The organism is Saccharothrix violaceirubra, from assembly GCF_014203755.1.
GTDB classification, from domain to species: domain Bacteria; phylum Actinomycetota; class Actinomycetes; order Mycobacteriales; family Pseudonocardiaceae; genus Actinosynnema; species Actinosynnema violaceirubrum.
Window position 1 is genome coordinate 5791707 of sequence record NZ_JACHJS010000001.1, and the last position, 18113, is coordinate 5809819.

18 protein-coding genes are annotated in these 18113 nt (G+C 71.2%); 10 read left to right on the top strand and 8 right to left on the bottom strand.

Annotation, left to right across the window (positions count from 1 at the left end):
• Positions 1–471: 471 nt before the first annotated feature.
• Complete coding sequence (locus F4559_RS26605) at positions 472–1092, top strand: hypothetical protein (protein WP_312865838.1); 621 nt, start codon at positions 472–474, stop codon at positions 1090–1092.
• A 310-nt stretch (positions 1093–1402) separates the two neighbouring features.
• Here the strand turns inward: F4559_RS26605 and F4559_RS26610 are convergent, their stop codons facing one another.
• Positions 1403–2971, bottom strand: a complete 1569-nt coding sequence (locus F4559_RS26610; RefSeq protein WP_312865839.1) for an amidohydrolase — start codon at positions 2969–2971, stop codon at positions 1403–1405.
• 77 nt (positions 2972–3048) lie between these two features.
• Between F4559_RS26610 and F4559_RS26615 the strand changes: the two genes are divergently transcribed.
• Positions 3049–3996: a methionyl-tRNA formyltransferase gene (locus F4559_RS26615; protein ID WP_184673190.1), complete on the top strand. Its 948-nt coding sequence runs from the start codon at positions 3049–3051 to the stop codon at positions 3994–3996.
• Here the strand turns inward: F4559_RS26615 and F4559_RS26620 are convergent.
• The 4 genes from F4559_RS26620 to F4559_RS26635 all read right to left on the bottom strand — a co-directional run bounded on the left by F4559_RS26620 (position 3980) and on the right by F4559_RS26635 (position 7592).
• A complete protein-coding gene (locus F4559_RS26620) occupies positions 3980–4915 on the bottom strand; it encodes a hypothetical protein (RefSeq protein WP_184673192.1) in 936 nt (311 codons plus the stop codon). The two genes, F4559_RS26615 and F4559_RS26620, sit on opposite strands and share 17 nt — an antisense overlap.
• Before the next feature lie 88 nt (positions 4916–5003).
• On the bottom strand, positions 5004–5654 hold the full coding sequence (locus F4559_RS26625; protein ID WP_184673194.1) for a response regulator: 651 nt from the start codon (positions 5652–5654) through the stop codon (positions 5004–5006).
• A complete protein-coding gene (locus F4559_RS26630) occupies positions 5651–6661 on the bottom strand; it encodes a sensor histidine kinase (protein WP_184673196.1) in 1011 nt (336 codons plus the stop codon). The genes F4559_RS26625 and F4559_RS26630 overlap by 4 nt, the downstream gene beginning before the upstream one ends.
• Before the next feature lie 130 nt (positions 6662–6791).
• Positions 6792–7592, bottom strand: a complete 801-nt coding sequence (locus F4559_RS26635) for a hypothetical protein (RefSeq protein ID WP_184673198.1) — start codon at positions 7590–7592, stop codon at positions 6792–6794.
• A 153-nt stretch (positions 7593–7745) separates the two neighbouring features.
• Between F4559_RS26635 and F4559_RS26640 the strand changes: the two genes are divergently transcribed.
• Positions 7746–9236 (top strand): CYTH and CHAD domain-containing protein, encoded by a 1491-nt coding sequence (locus F4559_RS26640; protein ID WP_184673200.1) that lies wholly within the window; start codon positions 7746–7748, stop codon positions 9234–9236.
• Positions 9237–9356: 120 nt separating this feature from the next.
• A complete protein-coding gene (locus F4559_RS26645) occupies positions 9357–10820 on the top strand; it encodes a beta-N-acetylhexosaminidase (RefSeq protein WP_312865840.1) in 1464 nt (487 codons plus the stop codon).
• On the opposite strand, the gene F4559_RS26650 is transcribed toward F4559_RS26645, so the two are convergent.
• Positions 10794–11165 carry a DUF779 domain-containing protein gene (locus F4559_RS26650; RefSeq protein ID WP_184673204.1) on the bottom strand — a complete coding sequence of 124 codons (372 nt, stop codon included), beginning with the start codon at positions 11163–11165 and terminating at the stop codon, positions 10794–10796. The genes F4559_RS26645 and F4559_RS26650 overlap by 27 nt on opposite strands.
• Positions 11165–12688, bottom strand: coding sequence for an aldehyde dehydrogenase (adh, locus tag F4559_RS26655; RefSeq protein ID WP_184673206.1), 1524 nt, complete (start codon positions 12686–12688; stop codon positions 11165–11167). Before adh ends, F4559_RS26650 begins: the two co-directional genes overlap by 1 nt.
• 127 nt (positions 12689–12815) lie before the next feature.
• Between adh and F4559_RS26660 the strand changes: the two genes are divergently transcribed.
• From F4559_RS26660 to F4559_RS26685, 6 genes are all read left to right on the top strand, one after another.
• A complete protein-coding gene (locus F4559_RS26660; protein ID WP_246445336.1) occupies positions 12816–14171 on the top strand; it encodes a GAF domain-containing protein in 1356 nt (451 codons plus the stop codon).
• Between the two features lie 183 nt (positions 14172–14354).
• Positions 14355–14903 carry a DUF1062 domain-containing protein gene (locus F4559_RS26665; protein WP_184673210.1) on the top strand — a complete coding sequence of 183 codons (549 nt, stop codon included), beginning with the start codon at positions 14355–14357 and terminating at the stop codon, positions 14901–14903.
• A 52-nt stretch (positions 14904–14955) separates the two neighbouring features.
• The gene (locus F4559_RS26670; protein ID WP_184673212.1) at positions 14956–15555 is read left to right on the top strand and encodes a ribonuclease FAU-1 family protein; all 600 of its coding nucleotides are present in this window, start codon (positions 14956–14958) and stop codon (positions 15553–15555) included.
• Positions 15552–16163, top strand: coding sequence for a nucleoside/nucleotide kinase family protein (locus F4559_RS26675; protein WP_184673214.1), 612 nt, complete (start codon positions 15552–15554; stop codon positions 16161–16163). Before F4559_RS26670 ends, F4559_RS26675 begins: the two co-directional genes overlap by 4 nt.
• Before the next feature lie 2 nt (positions 16164–16165).
• Positions 16166–16438, top strand: coding sequence for a DUF6412 domain-containing protein (locus F4559_RS26680; protein WP_184673217.1), 273 nt, complete (start codon positions 16166–16168; stop codon positions 16436–16438).
• A 32-nt stretch (positions 16439–16470) separates the two neighbouring features.
• Complete coding sequence (locus F4559_RS26685; RefSeq protein WP_184673219.1) at positions 16471–17139, top strand: YidC/Oxa1 family membrane protein insertase; 669 nt, start codon at positions 16471–16473, stop codon at positions 17137–17139.
• Here F4559_RS26685 and F4559_RS26690 read toward each other — a convergent pair.
• A complete protein-coding gene (locus F4559_RS26690) occupies positions 17048–18037 on the bottom strand; it encodes a fatty acid desaturase family protein (protein WP_184676253.1) in 990 nt (329 codons plus the stop codon). The genes F4559_RS26685 and F4559_RS26690 overlap by 92 nt on opposite strands.
• Between the last annotated feature and the right edge of the window lie 76 nt (positions 18038–18113).

Sequence of the window (18113 nt, forward strand, 5' to 3'; positions counted from 1 at the left end):
CGCCCGGACCGACGCCACCGCGTTCACGGACCGAAACGCGGAAGAGGCAGTGACAGCGGTGCGCGAACCGCGCTCTGGAGGCACCCGCTCCGTCCGGGTCAGGAGGAGCCTCGGCGGCAGCCGCAACTGCCGGTGCCGAAGCTACCGAAACAGCGCTGCGGATCGCGATCACACGAACGTGGGATTCAGCGCCACCAACCCGGACACCGGACACCGACCCCACCGCCCCCTTGCCCCTCGCACACGCCTCCGACCTGCACCTTCGGCACCCTTCGCCCCGGTCGCACCGGCGACACGAAGGCCACCCCCGGCTCGACCCGGCCACCGACCACCCGACCACCCGCCCACACCGCCCCGGCCGGACCGAAAAATCCGAAGATTCCCAGGTCAGAACCCGTTCGGGGGCCGGAAACTGTCGGCGTGCGCCGGTAGAATTCGAACAGAGGTTCGACAAGCGGAGGGGAGCCCGTCGTGGAGCCGATCAGCGTCACCGCACTGTCCTTCACCGAGTACGCGATGAGCGGTCAGCGGGGCCGGATCAGCATCGTCACCGAGCAGCGGAGCATCTACCTGGCCACCGACCCGTGGCCGTGCGGGTTCTACAACCCGATGCGCAACGCGATGCGCCGTGCCGCCAACTCGACCGACCCGGACGCCGAACTGGACCGGGCCGTGGAGTCGGCGCACCTCAACGGCCAGGAACGGGCGTTCCTGGAGCTGCGCGAGGGCTTCATGCCCTGGCTGAGGACGACCCGGGCCACCGGCGTACCGGTCGCCCCGACCCGCTGGCGGGCGGGCGACCTGGTGCTGAAGGTCCGCCCCCACCTGGGCCTGCGGCTGCCGGACGGTTCACTGGGCGCGGTCCTGGTGTACATGAAGGAGGCCCCGATGTCGCAGGAGGCGGCGAACGTCGGGCTGCGCATCCTGGAGCAGACGATGACCGACACCCTGCCGGGCGCCACGGCTTTGGTGCTGGACGCCCGCCGAGGCCGCGCGTTCCGGATGGCCAAGCGCACCAACCGCACGAAGCTGGACGCCCTGATCGCGGCCGAGGCCGCCGGATACGTGGTGCACTGGCGCATGAGCGCCTGACGTCGAAAGAGCCAACGGCCGGACGCGCAGTGGGGACCGCGCCCGCCGACAGGGGCCTGAACGAGCCACAAACCAGCGGTACCTGGGGGCTGGACACACCGGCTTCCGGCCGCGGGACCAGTCCCGCGGCCGGAAGCCGGAAGCCGGGCAAGCGACCGCACACGACGGCGAAGGCCAAGACCCGGCGGTTCGGCGACCGGGCCAACAAGGCAGCGCGGTCAACGGTGCCCGAGTGCACATTTCGCAGTGTCCGAACACACAACTCGCGGTGCCGAGTGCGTGCTTACGACACATCCCCAAAGAAAAAGAGTCAACCAAAAAGACCGTGAGGATCGAAAACGGCCCGACCCCCCACCACGGTGGCCAAAACCGGCACATCAGCAATCCGCCCGGCAGTCCGCGGATCATCCCCCAACACCACAAAGTCCCCCAACTTCCCCGAAACCAGACTCCCCAACTCACCCTCCATGTGACACGCATACGCACCACGCGTCGTATAGGACAGCAGAGCCTCCGCCACGGAAACCCCTTCCCCCACCCCGATCACCCGCCCCGAAGACGAAGCCCGATCGACCATGAACTGGATCCCCCGCAACGGATTCCCATCAGCCACCGGCCGATCCGAACTACCCACCAACGTCAACCCGTGATCGAGGAACGACCGTCCCCGATACAGCCAGTCCTCCCGATCCGCCCCCATGATCGCGGCATAGTCGTCGCCGTACGCATACAAGAACGCAGGCTGCACCACCGGAATCACGCCCAACTCCGCCATCGACACCAACTGATCCGGCCGCGTGAGACCGGCGTGCTCGATGCGATGCCGGGCATCCGGCCGAGGACACACGGCCTGAGCCTCCGCCAACGCCGCCAAAGCGAAGTCCACGGCCCGATCACCGATGGCGTGCACGGCCAACTGCCACCCCGCACGGTGCCCGTCGACGATCGCGTCCCGCAGGTCGTCCTCGGTGTCGGCCAACATCCCCGACCCGGCCATCCCCACATAGGGCCTGGTCAACGCCGCGGTCCTGGCCATCATCCCGCCATCGGTCCACACCTTGAGCGCACCGATCGACAACCGGGAATCGCCCAGACCCGTCCGCAACCCCAGCGGCAACGCCCGGCGCACGAGATCGGACGGATGCGCCCGGACGACAGCCAACTCCGTCGCGGAGACCATCAACTGCACCCGGATCGGCAGGTCCGCCCGCTGGTACGCGGCCACCTCCAACGGCGTGCTCCCGATCAGCCCACCCCCGACCCCCGCCTCGGCGGCCAGCACGATCCCTTGGCGCAGACACTCCCGCACGCCCGCCTCGATGTCCGCCGTCACCTCGTCCAACGGGTACGGCAGCCGCAAGGCCCGCACCGCGTTGTGCCCGGCTTCGGCCAGAAACCCGGTAAGTCCGTCGGCATCGCGCTGCGCCTGGGCGAGGACCGCCTCGGGCAGTCCGACCAGCAGGTCGCCGCTCACGACGCAGGCGTGGCCCGACAGGTCCTGGACGAACACCTTGGTGCCCACCGTGTCCAGGTCGCGCGCGGTCAGCGGCCGGTCCAGGGTCCGGTGGTCGTAGCCGGCGGCCTCGAGCCAGCCGGCCTTCCTGGGCACGGTGCGCAGGAGGTCGAGGATCTCGGCGACGGTCGCGCAGTGCGTGACCGACACGGTCCGCGCCGCGCGGCCCGCCCAGGCGAGGTGGTTGTGCGGGTCCACGAAGCCGGGCAGGACGGTGGCGCCGTCCAGTCCGACCACCCGGCGGGCCGGGAGATCCGTGTCCAGTTCGACGATTCGGCCCTGCCACACGCCGATCGACCGTGCCGACGGGGTGTTCGGGTCCATGGTCAGTACTTGGGCGTCGACCAGCTTCAGGTCCAGGATCACCCTGCCCAGGCTAGCCAGGACGAGTCTGGGTTAGGGTTGGGTAACTTAGGCAAGCCTATGCAAGGAGGGGTCCGGGGATGCGGGTCGTCATGTTCGGCTACCAGACGTGGGGGCACCGCACGCTCCAAGCGCTGCTGGACTCCGAGCACGAAGTGGTCATGGTGGTCACGCACCCCAAGAGCGACCACGCCTACGAGCGGATCTGGAGCGACTCCGTGGCCGACCTCGCGGCCGAGCACGGGGTCGAGACGCTGGTCCGCGAACGGCCCGACGACGAGGAACTGCTCCGGCGGCTCAAGGAGGTCGCACCGGACGTCATCGTCGCCACGAACTGGCGGACCTGGATCCCGCCGCACGTCTTCACGCTGCCCCGCTACGGCACGCTCAACGTGCACGACTCGCTCCTGCCCGCCTACGCCGGGTTCTCGCCGCTGATCTGGGCCTTGATCAACGACGAGAAGGAGGTCGGCGTCACCGCGCACATGATGGACGAGACGCTCGACGCCGGTGACATCGTGCTCCAGCGCGCCGTCCCGGTCGGCCCGCGCGACACGACCGCCGACCTGTTCGCCAAGACCCTCGCGCTGTTCGGGCCGATCACGGTCGACGGCCTGGCCGAGATCGCCAAGGGTCGTACGGACTTCGTCAAGCAGGACCGGTCCAAGGCGAGCTTCTTCCACAAGCGCTCCGAGACCGACCTGCTCATCGACTGGACGTGGGAGGCCGACGAACTCGACCGGCTGGTGCGGGCGCAGTGCGCGCCGTACCCGCACGCGTTCACATTCCACCGGGGACGGCGGCTGGAGATCGTCGAAGCCGAGGTGTCCCAGGCGAAGTACGGCGGCACGCCCGGCCGCATCTTCTACCGCGAGGGCGACGGCGTGGCGATCGTCGCGGGCGCATCGGCCCGGCGCGGGCGGAACCCCGGGTTGCTGGTGAAGAAGGTGCGCACGGACGACGGCACCGAACTGGGCGCCGCCGAGTACTTCACGCACATGGGCGGGTACCTCACGGGCCGGCCGTGAGCCGGACCTTCCGGCCGCACACCACGAGCAGCACGAGGAAGAGCACGACCAGCACGCCGTGGGCGAGCAGGAACGGTGGCGCGGGGACCACCAGGAACCAGCCCAGCCAGGCGTAGGTGAGCAGGGCGCCGGCCGCCGTACCGAAGCGGTGGCCGGCACGCCACCTCGTGCTGTTGGCGAACCACACCAGCGCGGACGCGATCACCACGATCATGACGACGTCGACGGCGAACGCGGTCCACGAGTCCTCCATGCCGGAGAACACGCTCGTCGCCACGAACGACCCGATGCCCAGGAGCACCGGGTGCGGCACCCACCGGTCGCGCCGGGATCCGGTGCGCGGCAGGCGGAACGCGATCGTGGTGAGCAGGGCCGCGACCAGGATCGCGCTGCCGAGTTGAGCGGGTGACGCGAGGAAACCCTCCTTCCGGTACATGAACCGGAACACCGCCGCGGAACCGGCCACGAACACCACGCCCACCGCGATCAGACCGCGCACGCCCAGCCACGGCGTGGTGCGCCGACTCCACGCCGACGACTCGACCAGGACGATGGGCGTGCCGATGCTCCACACGGCATGGCCGACCGGGAAGGACAACGCCTTCAGGGCGCTGATACCCAGCGCGGGGATCGGTGTCGTGGCCTGGAAGTCGTGACCCTCGAAGTCCGGGTTGAACATCGACTGGTCGATCACGCCCGCCAGCAGCACACCGAACGCCGCGCCCAGCAGGAGCATCGTGGGCAGGCCGCGTCCGGTGCGGCGGGCCAGTTCGCGGCAGAGCAGGGCGGCGCCGCCGTACATCGGGACCAGGAAGACCAGCGCGGGCAACGCCACGATCGGGACGTTGCCGAGCAGGAACTCCCCCACCAGCGGTGCGAGGAACATCAGGGCGAGACAGGCGCGCAGGTCGCGGAACACGGTGGGAACGTTAGGAATCCCGTGTTCCCGGCACATCCGTCACGGGACCTGGATCGGGTCTCCTCCTTGCGGAGGATCCCGCCCGGTCTCAGGAGGATCTCGGCCGGACCAACCCCACGTCGTAGGCGAACACCACGGCCTGGACCCGGTCGCGCAGACCCAACTTGCGCAGCAGGGCCGAGACGTGGGACTTGACCGTGGTCTCGGACAGGAACAGCCGGTCGGCGATCTCGGCGTTGGACAGGGCGAGCGCGACCAGGCGCAGCACCTCGGTCTCGCGTCCGGTCAGCACGTCCAGGGCTTGCGGCGACGGCGGCGGCAGGGCACCCACGAAGCGGTCCAGCAACCGGCGGGTGACCTGCGGTGCCAGCAGGGCGTCGCCGCGTGCCACGACCCGGACCGCGTCGACCAGCTCGGCCGGGCGGACGTCCTTGAGCAGGAAACCGCTCGCGCCGGCACGCAACGCGGCGTAGACGGAGTCGTCGACGTCGTAGGTCGTGAGGACGAGCACGCGGGCGTCGGTCTCGGCCACGATCCGGGCGGTCGCCTCCAGCCCGTCCATCACCGGCATGCGGACGTCCATCAGCACGACGTCGGGGCGGGTCGCGCGGGCCAGGGCCACGGCCTCCCGGCCGTCCGCCGCCTCGCCGACCACCTCGATGTCGTCCCGGCTCTCCAGGATCATGCGGAAACCGCCGCGCACCAACGCCTGGTCGTCGGCCGGCAGGACCCTGATCACGACGCCGCCAGCGGAAGCCGGGCCGTCACGTGGAACCCGCCCGAGGTGCCGGGACCGGCGGTGACCGTGCCGCCGAGCAGCCCGGCCCGCTCCTTCATGCCGGTGATGCCGCGCCCCAGGCCGACGCCGCCCCGGCCGTCGTCGCGGACCTCGATCACGAGTTCGGCCGCGTCGCCGGACACGGTCACGTCCACCGCGGTCGCGTCGGCGTGCCGGAGCGTGTTGGTCAGGGCCTCCTGGACGATCCGGTAGGCGGTCGCGTCCACGTCGGCGGGGAGGTGGGGGTGCCGGGCGGTGACGGAGACCCGGAGGCCGGCGGTGCGCAGCGGGTCCACCAGGTCGGTCAGGCGGGACAGGCCGCGGGGGTCGGGCCGCACGTCGGCGAGCAGGGTGCGCAGGTCGTCGAGCGTGGCGCGGGCCGCGGAGTCGATGGCGCGCAACGCTTCCCGGGCGCGGGCGGGGTCGTGGTCGAAGACGTCGTCGGCGGCCAATGCCTGGACGACCACCACGGCGAGACTGTGGGCGATCACGTCGTGCAGGTCTCTCGCGATGCGTGCCTGTTCCTCGCTCACGGCTCGTTTCGCGGCTTCTTCCATGGCGGTGCGGCGGTTTCTCGCCACTTCGCCGAAGGTCCAGGGGAGTACGGCCACGACCATGAGGAAGACGGTTTCCTCCGTGGTCATCGTGAGGCGGTTCAGGGCGATGACGGCTTCTGTCGCCGCCAGGGCCGGGAGCGACACCCACGGGGGTTTTCGTGCGGTGAGGGTGGCTACGGCGATGAGGGCGGCGTAGGGGAGGGCGGTTCTCGGTGCCAGGAGTTGGATTCCGGCGCCGAGGAACAGGGTGGCGGCGGTGACCGCGATCGGGTGGTTCCGGCGGTAGTACAGGGTGAGGGCGGCGGCCAGGGCCAGGGGTGGGGCCGCGGGGTGGGTGGCGGCGACGCCTGCCGTCAGGAGTCCCAGGGTCGGGGGGAGGGACAGGTCGGCGTAGCGGGGCAACCGGCGCACGTCCGGATTATGTCCTGTGCGGGCTCATGCGTTCCCGAACACGCGAGTTGTGCGTTCAGACACTGCGAAATATGCACTCAGGCACCCTCGACCGGGTGGTCTTGGGTGCCTGTCGCCGGATGGAGTGCCGTTACGGGCGGAGGGCGGCGAGTTGGGCGTTCAGGTCCGTGTACGTGTTGTAGCGCCGCACCCACGCGGACGAGCCCGAGGCCGGCGAAGGGGGGTCTCCGAGCGGGGTCACGGGTGAGCGCACGCCGTATTCCAGTCGGTACGCGACGAGGCCGATCGCGGCGCGCAGCCACGGGGTCGGGTCGGGGGTCGAGACTTCGCCCAGGCCGATCGTGAACCACACCGGCGGGCGGCGGTAGGAGCCCAGGGTGTACTCCACGCGGCGGCGGGCGGCGTCGCGGATTTCCTGGCGGGCCTTCTCGCCGGCGATGACGGCTTCCCGTCGCCAGCTCTCCTCGCCGGCGATGGCGTCCGACTGCAGGCGCGCGGCGGCCTGGGCGGCCGACGGGGTGCGGACCTCGATCTGCCACTCCAGGTTGTTGACCTCGTGGTCGATCGTGTCGCGCTCGAAGCGGGTGATGCGGCCGGCGGCCAGTTTGCGCTGGCCGGCCTCCTGGCGTTCGCGCAGCGAGTCGAACTCGGCGACCTCTTGGCGCAGTTCCACGCGCACCGAGTCGGCGAGCAGTTCCTGCTCGGCGTCCCACGCCGAGCGCAACGCGGCCACGGTGTCGCGGACCTGGTCGTCGATCTCGTCGAGGTCCTCGTCGCCCGACCAGCCGGTGCCGGAGAGGCGTCGTTCGAGCACCAGGACACGCTCGCTCACCCGGTGCAGTTCCAGGGTGAGGCGCTCCGTGGTCGCGAGGAGTTCCGCGACCTTGGGCTCGACTACGTCGAGCCGCTCCTTCTCCGTTGGGTCGGCCACGGCTACCAAGCAGAACCGTTCCGAAAGGTTCAGTCCAGTGGTAGCACCGCAACACCACGCCATTGGCCGGGAACAACCGCCCGGCAGGGGCAATCACCGGATCACCCAAAGTCACCTAGTGTGAACGGCAGGCCAACAGTGTATGCCTGAAAGATGTCCACCCCGAAGACCGCCACCTCCGCGCACGAAACCGAACGCAAGTACGAGGCCCCGGACGGCACCTCCCTCCCGGAACTGGCCGACCTGCCCGGCGTGGCCGCCGCGGCGGGTCCCGAGCAGCAGCGACTCGAAGCCGTCTACTACGACACGACAGACCTCCGCCTCGCCCGCGCCGGGCTGACACTGCGCCGCCGAACAGGCGGCGACGACGCCGGCTGGCACCTCAAGCTGCCGATCGGCGTGGACACCCGCGAGGAGGTCCGACTACCACCGGGCCGGGCCGCCAAGCACCCGCCCCGGCAGCTCGGTTCGCTGGTCCAGGTGCACGCCCGCGGCTCGGCGCTGGCGCCGGTCGCCCGCATCCGCACGACCCGGCGCCGCTGGCAACTCGTCGACGAGCGCGGCCGGTTGCTCGCCGAGGTCGTCGAGGACCTGGTGTCGGCGCAGTCCGCGCTGGACGGGTCGGCGGTCGACTCGTGGCGCGAGGTCGAGGTCGAGTTGGGCGAACGCGGCGACACGGCACTGCTGGACCGGGTCGAGGAGCGACTGCGGGAGGCGGGCATCCTGCGGTCGACGTCGTCGGCCAAGCTGACCCGGCTGCTGGCCGACCGGATCGCGCCCGCGCCCCGGGCCGGGTCCGGGTCGTCGGCCGGCGACCTGATCGTGTCCTACCTGCGCGAACAGGCCGACGCGATCAAGCACTGGGACCCGCGCGTGCGGCGGTCCGAGGACGACGCCGTGCACCAGCTCCGGGTGGCCACGCGGCGGGCGCGCAGCGCGCTCCAGGCGTACGGCGAGGTCGTGGACCGGGAGCGCACACGGGCGTTGACCGACGAGCTGAAGTGGCTGGCCGGGGTGCTCGGCGAGGCCCGCGACCTGGAGGTCCTCCAGGCCCGGTTCGCGGGCGCGGTCGCCGAACTGGACGACGCGTTGGTGCTCGGCCCGGTGTCGGCCCAACTGACCCGGCACTTCGCCCCGTTGGAGACGGCCGCGCACGAGGCCTCGGTCGCCGCGTTGGACAGCCCGCGCTACTTCGCCCTGCTGGACGCCATCGACGCGGTGATCGCGGACCCGCCGACGACCGCCCTGGCCCGGAAGAAGGCGGCCAAGGTGCTGCCGGAGTCGATCAAGGCGACGCACCGCCGGCTGGCCCGGCGGGTCGCCGCCGCGCACGACGACGAAGGTCTGCACGAGGCGCGCAAGGCGGCCAAGCGGCTGCGGTACACGATCGAGGTGGCGGAACCGCTGCTGGGCAAACGGGCCAGGAAGTACCGCACGCTGGTCAAGCACGTGCAGACGCTGCTGGGCGACCACCAGGACGCCTGCGTCGCCCGGCCGGTGCTGCGCGAACTCGGCGCCAAGGCGCACCTCGACGGCGAGAACGGCTTCACGTTCGGCCTGCTGCACGGTCTGGAGGCCTACCGGGCCCACCGGTACGAGACGGCGTTCCGGGCGCTGTGGCCGAAGCTGGCGAAGTTCCGGTAATTGGTCCAGACCTTGACACCCCCCGGTGCGGCTGAAACGGTGATCGGACCGCCGCCCGGAAGCGTCGTCGGGCGGCACGGACGCCGTCCCACCAGCACCGGAGATGCCGTGCAGCACATCGTGCCCGCCCCAGTCACCGTCAAACCGCGCCCCGGCACGACCTTCACCCTCGGCGCCGACACCACCGTCCACACCCACCCCGGCTCACCCGAGGCGCGGCGGGTGGGCGAGTACCTCGCGGGCGTGCTGCGCCCGTCGACCGGGTACCGGCTGCCGGTCGTGCCCGGCGCGTCCGGTCGGGACATCTCGCTGGTGCTGACCGGCGCCGACCCGGCCGTCGGCGAGGAGGGCTACCAGCTCGACGTGACCACGCGAGGCGTGATCATCCGGGCGCGCACGGCCGCCGGGCTGTTCGCGGGCGTGCAGACGTTCCGCCAGCTCCTGCCCGCCAAGGCCGAGTCGGGCACGAAGCAGGACGGGCCGTGGACCGTGCCCGGCGGCAGCGTCGTCGACCACCCGCGTTACGCGCACCGGGGCGCGATGCTCGACGTGGCCCGGCACTTCTTCCCGCCGGACGAGGTCAAGCGGTACATCGACCGGATCGCCGCGTACAAGATCAACAAGCTGCACCTGCACCTGACCGACGACCAGGGCTGGCGACTGGAGATCAAGAGCCGGCCGAACCTCACGGCGGCCGGGTCCACGACCCAGGTCGGCGGCGGCACGGGCGGCTTCTACACCCAGGACGAGTACCGGGACCTCGTCGAGTACGCGGCCGAGCGGTTCATCACGGTGATCCCCGAGATCGACCTGCCCGGCCACACCAACGCCGCGCTCGTGGCGTACCCGGAGCTGAACGAGGACGGCATCGCCCGCGAGCCCTACACCGGCATCGACGTGGGCTTCAGCTCGGTGGCGATCCACAAGGACGAGACCTACGAGTTCCTCGACGACGTGCTGCGCGAGGTCGCCGCGCTCACGCCGGGCGAGTTCATCCACATCGGCGGTGACGAGGCCCTCAAGACCACCGACGAGGACTACCTGGCGTTCATGGGCCGACTGCTGCCCCTGGTCGCCAAGTACGGCAAGAAGGCGTTGGGCTGGCACGAGTTCCTCAAGGCCACGCCGGACGCCTCGGCCGTGGCGCAGTGGTGGGGCACCGAGCCCAAGGCGCCGGAACTGGTCGAGGCGGCCAAGCGCGGCAACAAGGTGATCCTCTCCCCCGCCACCAAGTCCTACCTGGACATGAAGTACCGGGAGGACACCGAACTCGGCCTCAAGTGGGCCGGTTTCGTCGAGGTCGAGCAGTCCTACAGCTGGGACCCGGGCGCCTTCGTCGCCGACCTGCCGGCGGACGCGGTCCTCGGCGTCGAAGCTCCACTGTGGACGGAGACGGTCGAGGACCGCGCGGCGTTGGAGTACCTGGTGTACCCGCGCCTGGCGGGCATCGCGGAACTGGCGTGGTCGCCCGCGTCCGCGTTGGGCTGGGACGGCTACAAGGAACGCCTCGCCGCACAGGCACCGCGCTGGCGTGCCCAGGGCATCGCGTTCTACGAATCACCCCAGGTCGCCTGGAAGCGTTAGTTCCTCGTCGGTCAGCAGTCGGGAGCGGGTCAGGAACCGGACGCCCGACGGGGCCTCCAGCGAGAAACCCGCTCCCCGGCCCGGCACCACGTCGATCGTGAGGTGGGTGTGCCGCCAGTACTCGAACTGCGCGGCCGACATCCACACCGGCACCGGCCTGCCGTCCACGACCAGGTCGCCCAGGTGCACGTCGGACGCCCCGGTCCGGAACTCGCCGACCGGGAAGCACATCGGCGCGCTGCCGTCGCAGCAGCCGCCGGACTGGTGGAACATCACGTCGCCGTGCTCGGCCCGCAGGCCGCGGATCACCTCCGCGGCCTCGGGCGTCACGTCCACCCTCGGCATCAGAAGAATCCTTGGGCGTTCTCGGTGTAGCTGACCAGCAGGTTCTTGGTCTGCTGGTAGTGGTCGAGCATCATCCGGTGGTTCTCCCGGCCGATGCCGGACTGCTTGTAGCCGCCGAACGCCGCCGCGGCCGGGTACGCGTGGTAGTTGTTCACCCACACCCGTCCGGCCTGGATGTCTCGGCCCGCGCGGTACGCCGTGCGCCCGTCCCGTGCCCACACGCCCGCGCCCAGCCCGTACAGGGTGTCGTTGGCGGTCTTGATCGCGTCGTCGTAGTCGGCGAACCGGGTCACCGCGACCACCGGGCCGAAGATCTCCTCCTGGAAGATCCGCATCTTGTTGTCGCCCTCGAAGATCGTCGGCGTCACGTAGTACCCGCCGGACAGCTCGCCGCCGAGGTCGGCGCGTTCGCCGCCGGTCACCACGCGGGCACCCTCACGGCGGCCGATGTCCAGGTAGGCCAGGATCTTCTCCAGCTGGTCGTTGCTCGCCTGCGCGCCGATCATGGTCTCGGTGTCGAGCGGATGACCCTGCCGCACGGCCTCGGTGCGCGTGGTGGCGTCGGCGAGGAAGTCGTCGTAGATCGTGCTCTGGATCAACGCCCGCGACGGGCACGTGCAGACCTCGCCCTGGTTGAGGGCGAACATCGTGAAGCCTTCGAGCGCCTTGTCGTAGAACGCGTCGCGCTGCGCGGCCACGTCGGCGAAGAACAGGTTCGGACTCTTGCCGCCCAGTTCCAGGGTGACCGGGATGATGTTCTCGCTCGCGTACTGCATGATCAGCCGCCCGGTCGTGGTCTCGCCGGTGAACGCCACCTTCGCCACGCGGGGGCTCGACGCCAACGGCTTGCCCGCCTCGACGCCGAACCCGTTGACGACGTTCAGCACGCCCGGCGGCAGCAGGTCGGCGATCAGGTCCAGCAGCACGTGGATCGACGCGGGCGTCTGCTCGGCGGGCTTGAGCACGACCGCGTTGCCCGCCGCCAGCGCGGGCGCGAGCTTCCACGTGGCCATGAGCAGCGGGAAGTTCCACGGGATGATCTGGGCGACCACGCCCAGCGGCTCGTGGAAGTGGTAGGCGACCAGGTCGTCGGAGATCTGCGAGATGCCGCCCTCCCGCGCCCGGATCACGCCCGCGAAGTAGCGGAAGTGGTCGACGGCCAGCGGCAGGTCGGCGGCCAGGGTCTCCCGGATCGGCTTGCCGTTGTCCCAGGTCTCGGCCACGGCCAGGGCTTCGAGGTTCGCCTCGATCCGGTCCGCGATCCGGTGCAGCACGAGTGCGCGTTCGGCGGGCGACGTGCGGCCCCACGCGGGCGCGGCGCCGTGCGCGGCGTCCAACGCCCGCTCCACGTCCTCGGCGGTGCCCCGGGCGATCTCGGTGAAGACCGCGCCGGTGACCGGGGTCGGGTTCGCGAAGTAGCCGCCCTTCGCGGGCGGCACGTACTCGCCGCCGATGAAGTGGTCGTACCGGTCCCGGTACCGGACCAGGCCTTCGGGCTGTCCGGGTGCCGCATAGCGGGCCATGTCACGCCTCCGCGTCGTCGCTTCGCCGGCGCCCATGGTGGCGCGGGTCACGTTGCACGGACGTTGCACCCGATCGGACGAACGATGTGCTTGCCGTCACATGGCGGACTTGACCATCCTGGGGTCCATGCCCCCACAACCGCGCCCGGTGATCGCCGAGTCCTGGCGGCGGTCCCTGGCCGCGCGGGTCGACCCGGACCGGCCCGAGGCACCGGTCGTGCTCGCGCCCGACGAGGTGGCCCACGTCCGGCACGCGCACCCGCTGGCGGCCGTGCTGCCGGTGCTGCGGGAGACGCTGGCCGAGGCGATCACGCAGTCCGCGCACGTGATGATCGTGACCGACGCCGACGGCCGGGTGCTCTGGTGCGAGGGCGCGTCGGCAATGCGCGACCTGGCCGAACGCGCCCGGCTCACCGAGGGCGCCCGGTGGAGCGAGGACGTCGTGGGCACGAACGCCATGGGCACCGCGCTCGCTCTGGGCCGACCCGTGACCGTGCACTCGGCCGAGCACCTGGTGCGCGCCTATCACGGCTGGACGTGCACGGCGAGTCCCGTGCGCGACCCCGACGGCCACGTGCTCGGCGCGGTCGACGTGAGCGGCCCGCTGACCAGCCTGCACCCGGCCATGGCCGCGCTGGTGTCGGCGTCCGCCCGGCTGGCCGAACACGGACTGCGGCTGCGCCGGGACGCCGCCGACGAACGCCTGCGCGCGGCCAACCTGCACCACCTGCTGAGCCTGCGCGGCGAGCCCGGCGCCCTGCTCGGCCCGACCGGTCGCGTGCTGGCCGCCGAACCGCACGGCCTGTTCGGCGACCGCCTCGACCCGTCCGGTCCGGTGGTGACGCGCGACGGGCGCGAGGCCGTCGTGGAGAGGTTGGCCGAGGGCTATCTGGTGCGCCTGCCCCGGCCGGCCAGGACCCGTCCGGTGCTGACGTTGCGGCTGCTCGGCGACCCCGAGGGCGACCTCGACGGCTACCCGCTCGTGCTCTCGCCCCGGCACGCCGATGTGCTCGCCGCGCTGTGCCTACGCCCGCACGGGGCGACGGCCGAACGCCTCGCGCTCCTGCTCTACGGCGAACGCGGCAACCCCACGACCGTCCGCGCCGAGCTGCACCGGCTGCGCGCCCAGCTCGGCGGCGTGCTGTCGGCCCGGCCGTACCGGCTGCACGCGCGGGTGCGCGCCGACTTCCTGACCGTGCGCGACGCGGTGCGCGCGGGCGACGTCGACCGGGTCGCCGGGGTGTACCGGGCCCCGCTGCTGCCCGCCTCCGAGGCGCCGGTCGTGGTCGCCGAACGCGAGGACCTCGCCGCCGCCGTGCGCCGGACCGTGCTCGACCGGGGCGGTGCCGAGGCGGTGTGGGCGTTGGCCGCCACCACCGAGGACGACGTCGAACTGCTCGACCGGCTGGTGCGCGTGCTGGACCGGGACGATCCGCGCCGGGACGTCGTCGCCGCCCGCCTGCGGCGAGCCCTTCGGGACTGAGAGCCCGAAATCCGTAGGCACGACACCGTCGTCCGGCACTACCGTGCCGGCGGATCGAGTCGTCCCACCGAAAGCGGGCCGTTGTACACCGCGTGAGAACTCCCAGGCACTGAAAGCGCCGCGCCGAGTGCGCCGCGCTCGCTTCCCGCTGCGGATTTCCCACGGAACCGGGGTGTACTCACCGTGCTCGAAAACTGGGTGGTCCTGCCCACCCGCCTGCCGCTGATCGTCCGCCGTTGCCACCTGTGCGCCGCCGAGCGCTTCCGGGCCGACGGCAAGTTCCGGGTCAACGCCAACCACAAACTCCTCGACGCCTGGCTCCTCGCGCTGTGCACCGGGTGCGGGGACACCGTGAAGCTCACGGTCGTGGAACGGACGAACGTGCGTTCGCTGCGTCCCGGACTGCTGGAACGGTTGCACGACAACGATCCCGGCCTCGCGGCCGAACTGCTCCAGGACCCGGGCTTCCGGCACCGCAACCACGTCGCCGCCGACTGGGACGGCGCCTGGCGGCTCGACACCGGCGACGCGGACCGCGCCGACCGGGAGGTGCTCGACGTGTCCGTCCACTTCGCCGCCCGGATACCGGTGCGGCCGGTCCGGCTGATCGCCGAAGGTCTCGGCCTGTCGCGGACCGAGGTGAAGCGGCTGATCGAGGGCGGCGAACTGTTCTCGGCGGTCCGGTTGAGCGGCTCGCTCTCCGGTGACTTCGCCTTCACTCTCAAGCGCTGAATCCCGCCGGTGCCCGTCCGCCGGGCGGGCACCGGCGACTAGCCTTGATCGTATGGGGTTCTTCGCACCGGGTGACGTGGCGCTGCGCCGTGAGGTCCTGCACGGCAAACCGTGGTTGGTGACGCCGACGCGGGTGATCGTCGACGAGCCCGACCTGCTCGTCGTGTTCGTCGTGCCCGGCACGCACTTCGGCTTCCCGACCCACCACCGGCCGCACCCGTGGCAGGTCAAGGGCAGCACGCACTGGCGTGGCAACGGCAAGCTCCAACTGCACCGCCCCGGCGACGCGTACTCCGTCGACCTGTTCTGGGGCGGCGAGGAGCGCCGGTTCGAAGGCTGGTACCTCAACCTCCAGGACCCGTTCCGGCGCACGCCGTTCGGGTTCGACACGCTCGACCACGAACTCGACTACTGGGTCCTGCCCGACGGCGCGTGGGAGGACAAGGACCGGGTCGAGTTCGAGGCCCAGGTCGTCGACGGCAAGTACACCGCCGAGCAGGGCGCCGAGATCCGCGCGGTCGGCGTGGCCATCGAGGAGATGCTGAACGCCCGCACGCAGTGGTGGGCCCCGGAGTGGGCGGAGTTCGAACCCGACCCGTCCTGGCCCGTCCCGGTGCTGCCCGCGGGCTGGCAGGACCTGCCGCTGCCGTGAACGTCCGGTCGCTGACCCCGGCCGGGCTGGTCGCCGACCTGGTCGGCCGGATCGACGCGCTGCCCCGCGACGGGTTCGCGCGGGCGCTGGTGGACGGTGCCACCGCCGCCCGGCCCGACCACCTCGCCGACGCCCTGGTCGAGCCGCTGCGCGCGCTGGGCCGCCCGGTGCTGAGGGTGTCGACGGGCGACTTCCTGCGGCCGGCGTCGCTGCGGTTCGAGCACGGCCGCGAGGACCCCGACTCGTTCCGCGACGGGTGGCTGGACGTGGACGGGCTGGTCCGCGAGGCGTTGGCACCGCTGGACCCCGGCGGGAACGGACGCGTGCTGCCGTCGTTGTGGAACGCGGCCACGGACCGGGCCACGCGCGCGGACTACCTGACACTGCCGCCCGGCGGCGTGCTCGTCGTGGCCGGCCCGCTGCTGCTGGACAAGTGGCTGCCCGCGGAGCTGACCGTGCACCTGTGGCTGTCCCCCGCCGCGTTGGCCCGCCGCACGCCCGACGACGAACGGTGGACATTGCCCGCCTACGCCGACTACACGCCCGAAGCCGACGTGACAGTGCGGTACGACCACCCCGACCGGCCCGCGCTCGTGGGTACAGTGTGAGCATGGCCCGGTTGCAGCTGTTCCTCGCGCTGTACCTGCCTGTGCTGTTCACGCTCACCCTCGTCGACCAGCCGGCCGGCCTGATCGTCGCCGCGACGGCCGTGTTGTTGCTGTTGGTCGTCGCCGCACCGGTCGTGCGGTCCGCGCCCGCGTGGGTGCGTTCGCTTTCCTTGCGCGGCAAGTCCTTGCGCACGGCGTTCCTCAGGCTGCGCGATCCCGACGCGGCCGGTCGTCCCCGTCCCCGAGCACCCGGACAGCGGTTCGCCACCGCTTAGTCCCGTTCGCTCGACTCCGACGGAGTACACCCTTGTTCGAGAGTTTCGGTTCCCTGCTGTCCTCGTTCGCCCCGCCCGCCCTCGCCATCGTGGGTCTGGTCGTGGTCGTCCGCCTCCTCATGCACCCGCTGTCCCGGGCGGCGGTGCGCGCCGAGAAGGCCCGCGCCGCGCTCGCACCCGACGTCCGCGCCCTCCAGGAGAAGTACGGGAAGGACCCGGTCGAGCTCCAGAAGAAGACGATGGAGCTGTACAAGGAGAACGGCACGTCGCTGTTCGCCGGGTGCCTGCCCATGCTCGTGCAGGCACCGTTCTTCTTCTTCATGTACCGCCTGGTCACGACGCCCAGCCCGCTGCTGCACGACACGCTGCTCGGCGTGCCGCTCGACTCGCACTGGCTGGGCACGTGGGCGCACACGCCCGTGTTCCTGGGCCTGTTCGCCCTGCTCACCGCCGTCGCGTTCGGTACCTCGCGGTGGCAGGCCGCGATGGCCGCGCGTTCCGGTGGACCCCGGCCGCCGTTCGCCAAGGTGCTGCGGCTGCTGCCGTTCGGCACCGTGGTGATGGCCGCGTTCCTGCCGCTGGCGGCCGGGATCTACCTGCTCACGACGACTACCTGGACGGTGACGGAGCGAGCTTGGCTGTACCGCGCAATTCCGACCCCGCCTCGTGCAGGTGCTCCAGCACGTAGCGGTAAGAGGTGAACAGGCCGCACTCGGCGTAGGAGATCGAGTAGCGGTCGCAGTAGTCGCGGACCAGCACCTGCGCCCGGCGCAGGTGCGGGCGCGGCATGTTCGGGAACAGGTGGTGCTCGATCTGGTAGTTGAGCCCGCCGAGGAGGAAGTCGGTGAACCACCCGCCGGTCACGTTGCGCGACGTCAGCACCTGCTTGCGCAGGAAGTCGAGCCCGTGGCCGGCGGACAGCACGGGCATGCCCTTGTGGTTGGGCGCGAACGAGCAGCCCATGTACACGCCGAACAGGCCCTGGTGCACGGCGATGAACGCGAGCGCCTTGCCCGGCGACATGACCGTGAAGACGATGCCGAAGTACGCGACGAAGTGGACGGCGAGCAACGCCAGCTCCAGCCGCCAGCCCTTGACCTCGCGGCGCGCGGCGGCGGCCGTGCTGATCACGTGCAGGCTGAAGCCTTCGAGCAGCAGCAGCGGGAAGAACAGTGCGGCCTGGTGGCTCACGACCCAGCGGAAGAACCCGCGCTTGCGCTGCGCCTGCTCGGCGCTGAACGCCAGCACGGCGATGTCGACGTCCGGGTCCTCGTCCTCGTGGTTGGGGTTGGCGTGGTGCCGGTTGTGCTTGCCGATCCACCAGCCGTAGCCGACGCCGATCAGCAGGTTGCCCAGCAGCACGCCGGCGGTGTCGTTGGCCCGTCGGCCCGCGAACGCCTGGCGGTGGCCGGAGTCGTGGCCCAGGAACGCGATCTGCGTGTAGACCACGGCGAGTACGGCCGCGAGCCCGAGCTGCCACCACGAGTCGCCGACCAGCACGACCGCGGCGACCGACAGCGCGAGCGCACCGACGGCCGCGACCAGGCACATCACGTAGAAACGCACCCGCCGATCGAGCAGTCCCTCCGCTTTGACCATGCGGGACAACTCGGCGAAATCACTACCGCGTCGGCCGGACGCTTCGAGGTTCACGCGGCGCAGCTTAAAGTGCGCC

Coding starts and splice junctions, on each gene's coding strand:
- F4559_RS26615 (WP_184673190.1), top strand. CDS start 3,049: ATGCGGGTCGTCATGTTCGGCTACCAGACGTGGGGGCACCGCACGCTC.
- F4559_RS26650 (WP_184673204.1), bottom strand. CDS start 11,165: ATGCCGAGGGTGGACGTGACGCCCGAGGCCGCGGAGGTGATCCGCGGC.
- F4559_RS26640 (WP_184673200.1), top strand. CDS start 7,746: ATGTCCACCCCGAAGACCGCCACCTCCGCGCACGAAACCGAACGCAAG.
- adh (WP_184673206.1), bottom strand. CDS start 12,688: ATGGCCCGCTATGCGGCACCCGGACAGCCCGAAGGCCTGGTCCGGTAC.
- F4559_RS26670 (WP_184673212.1), top strand. CDS start 14,956: ATGGGGTTCTTCGCACCGGGTGACGTGGCGCTGCGCCGTGAGGTCCTG.
- F4559_RS26660 (WP_246445336.1), top strand. CDS start 12,816: ATGCCCCCACAACCGCGCCCGGTGATCGCCGAGTCCTGGCGGCGGTCC.
- F4559_RS26680 (WP_184673217.1), top strand. CDS start 16,166: ATGGCCCGGTTGCAGCTGTTCCTCGCGCTGTACCTGCCTGTGCTGTTC.
- F4559_RS26690 (WP_184676253.1), bottom strand. CDS start 18,037: ATGGTCAAAGCGGAGGGACTGCTCGATCGGCGGGTGCGTTTCTACGTG.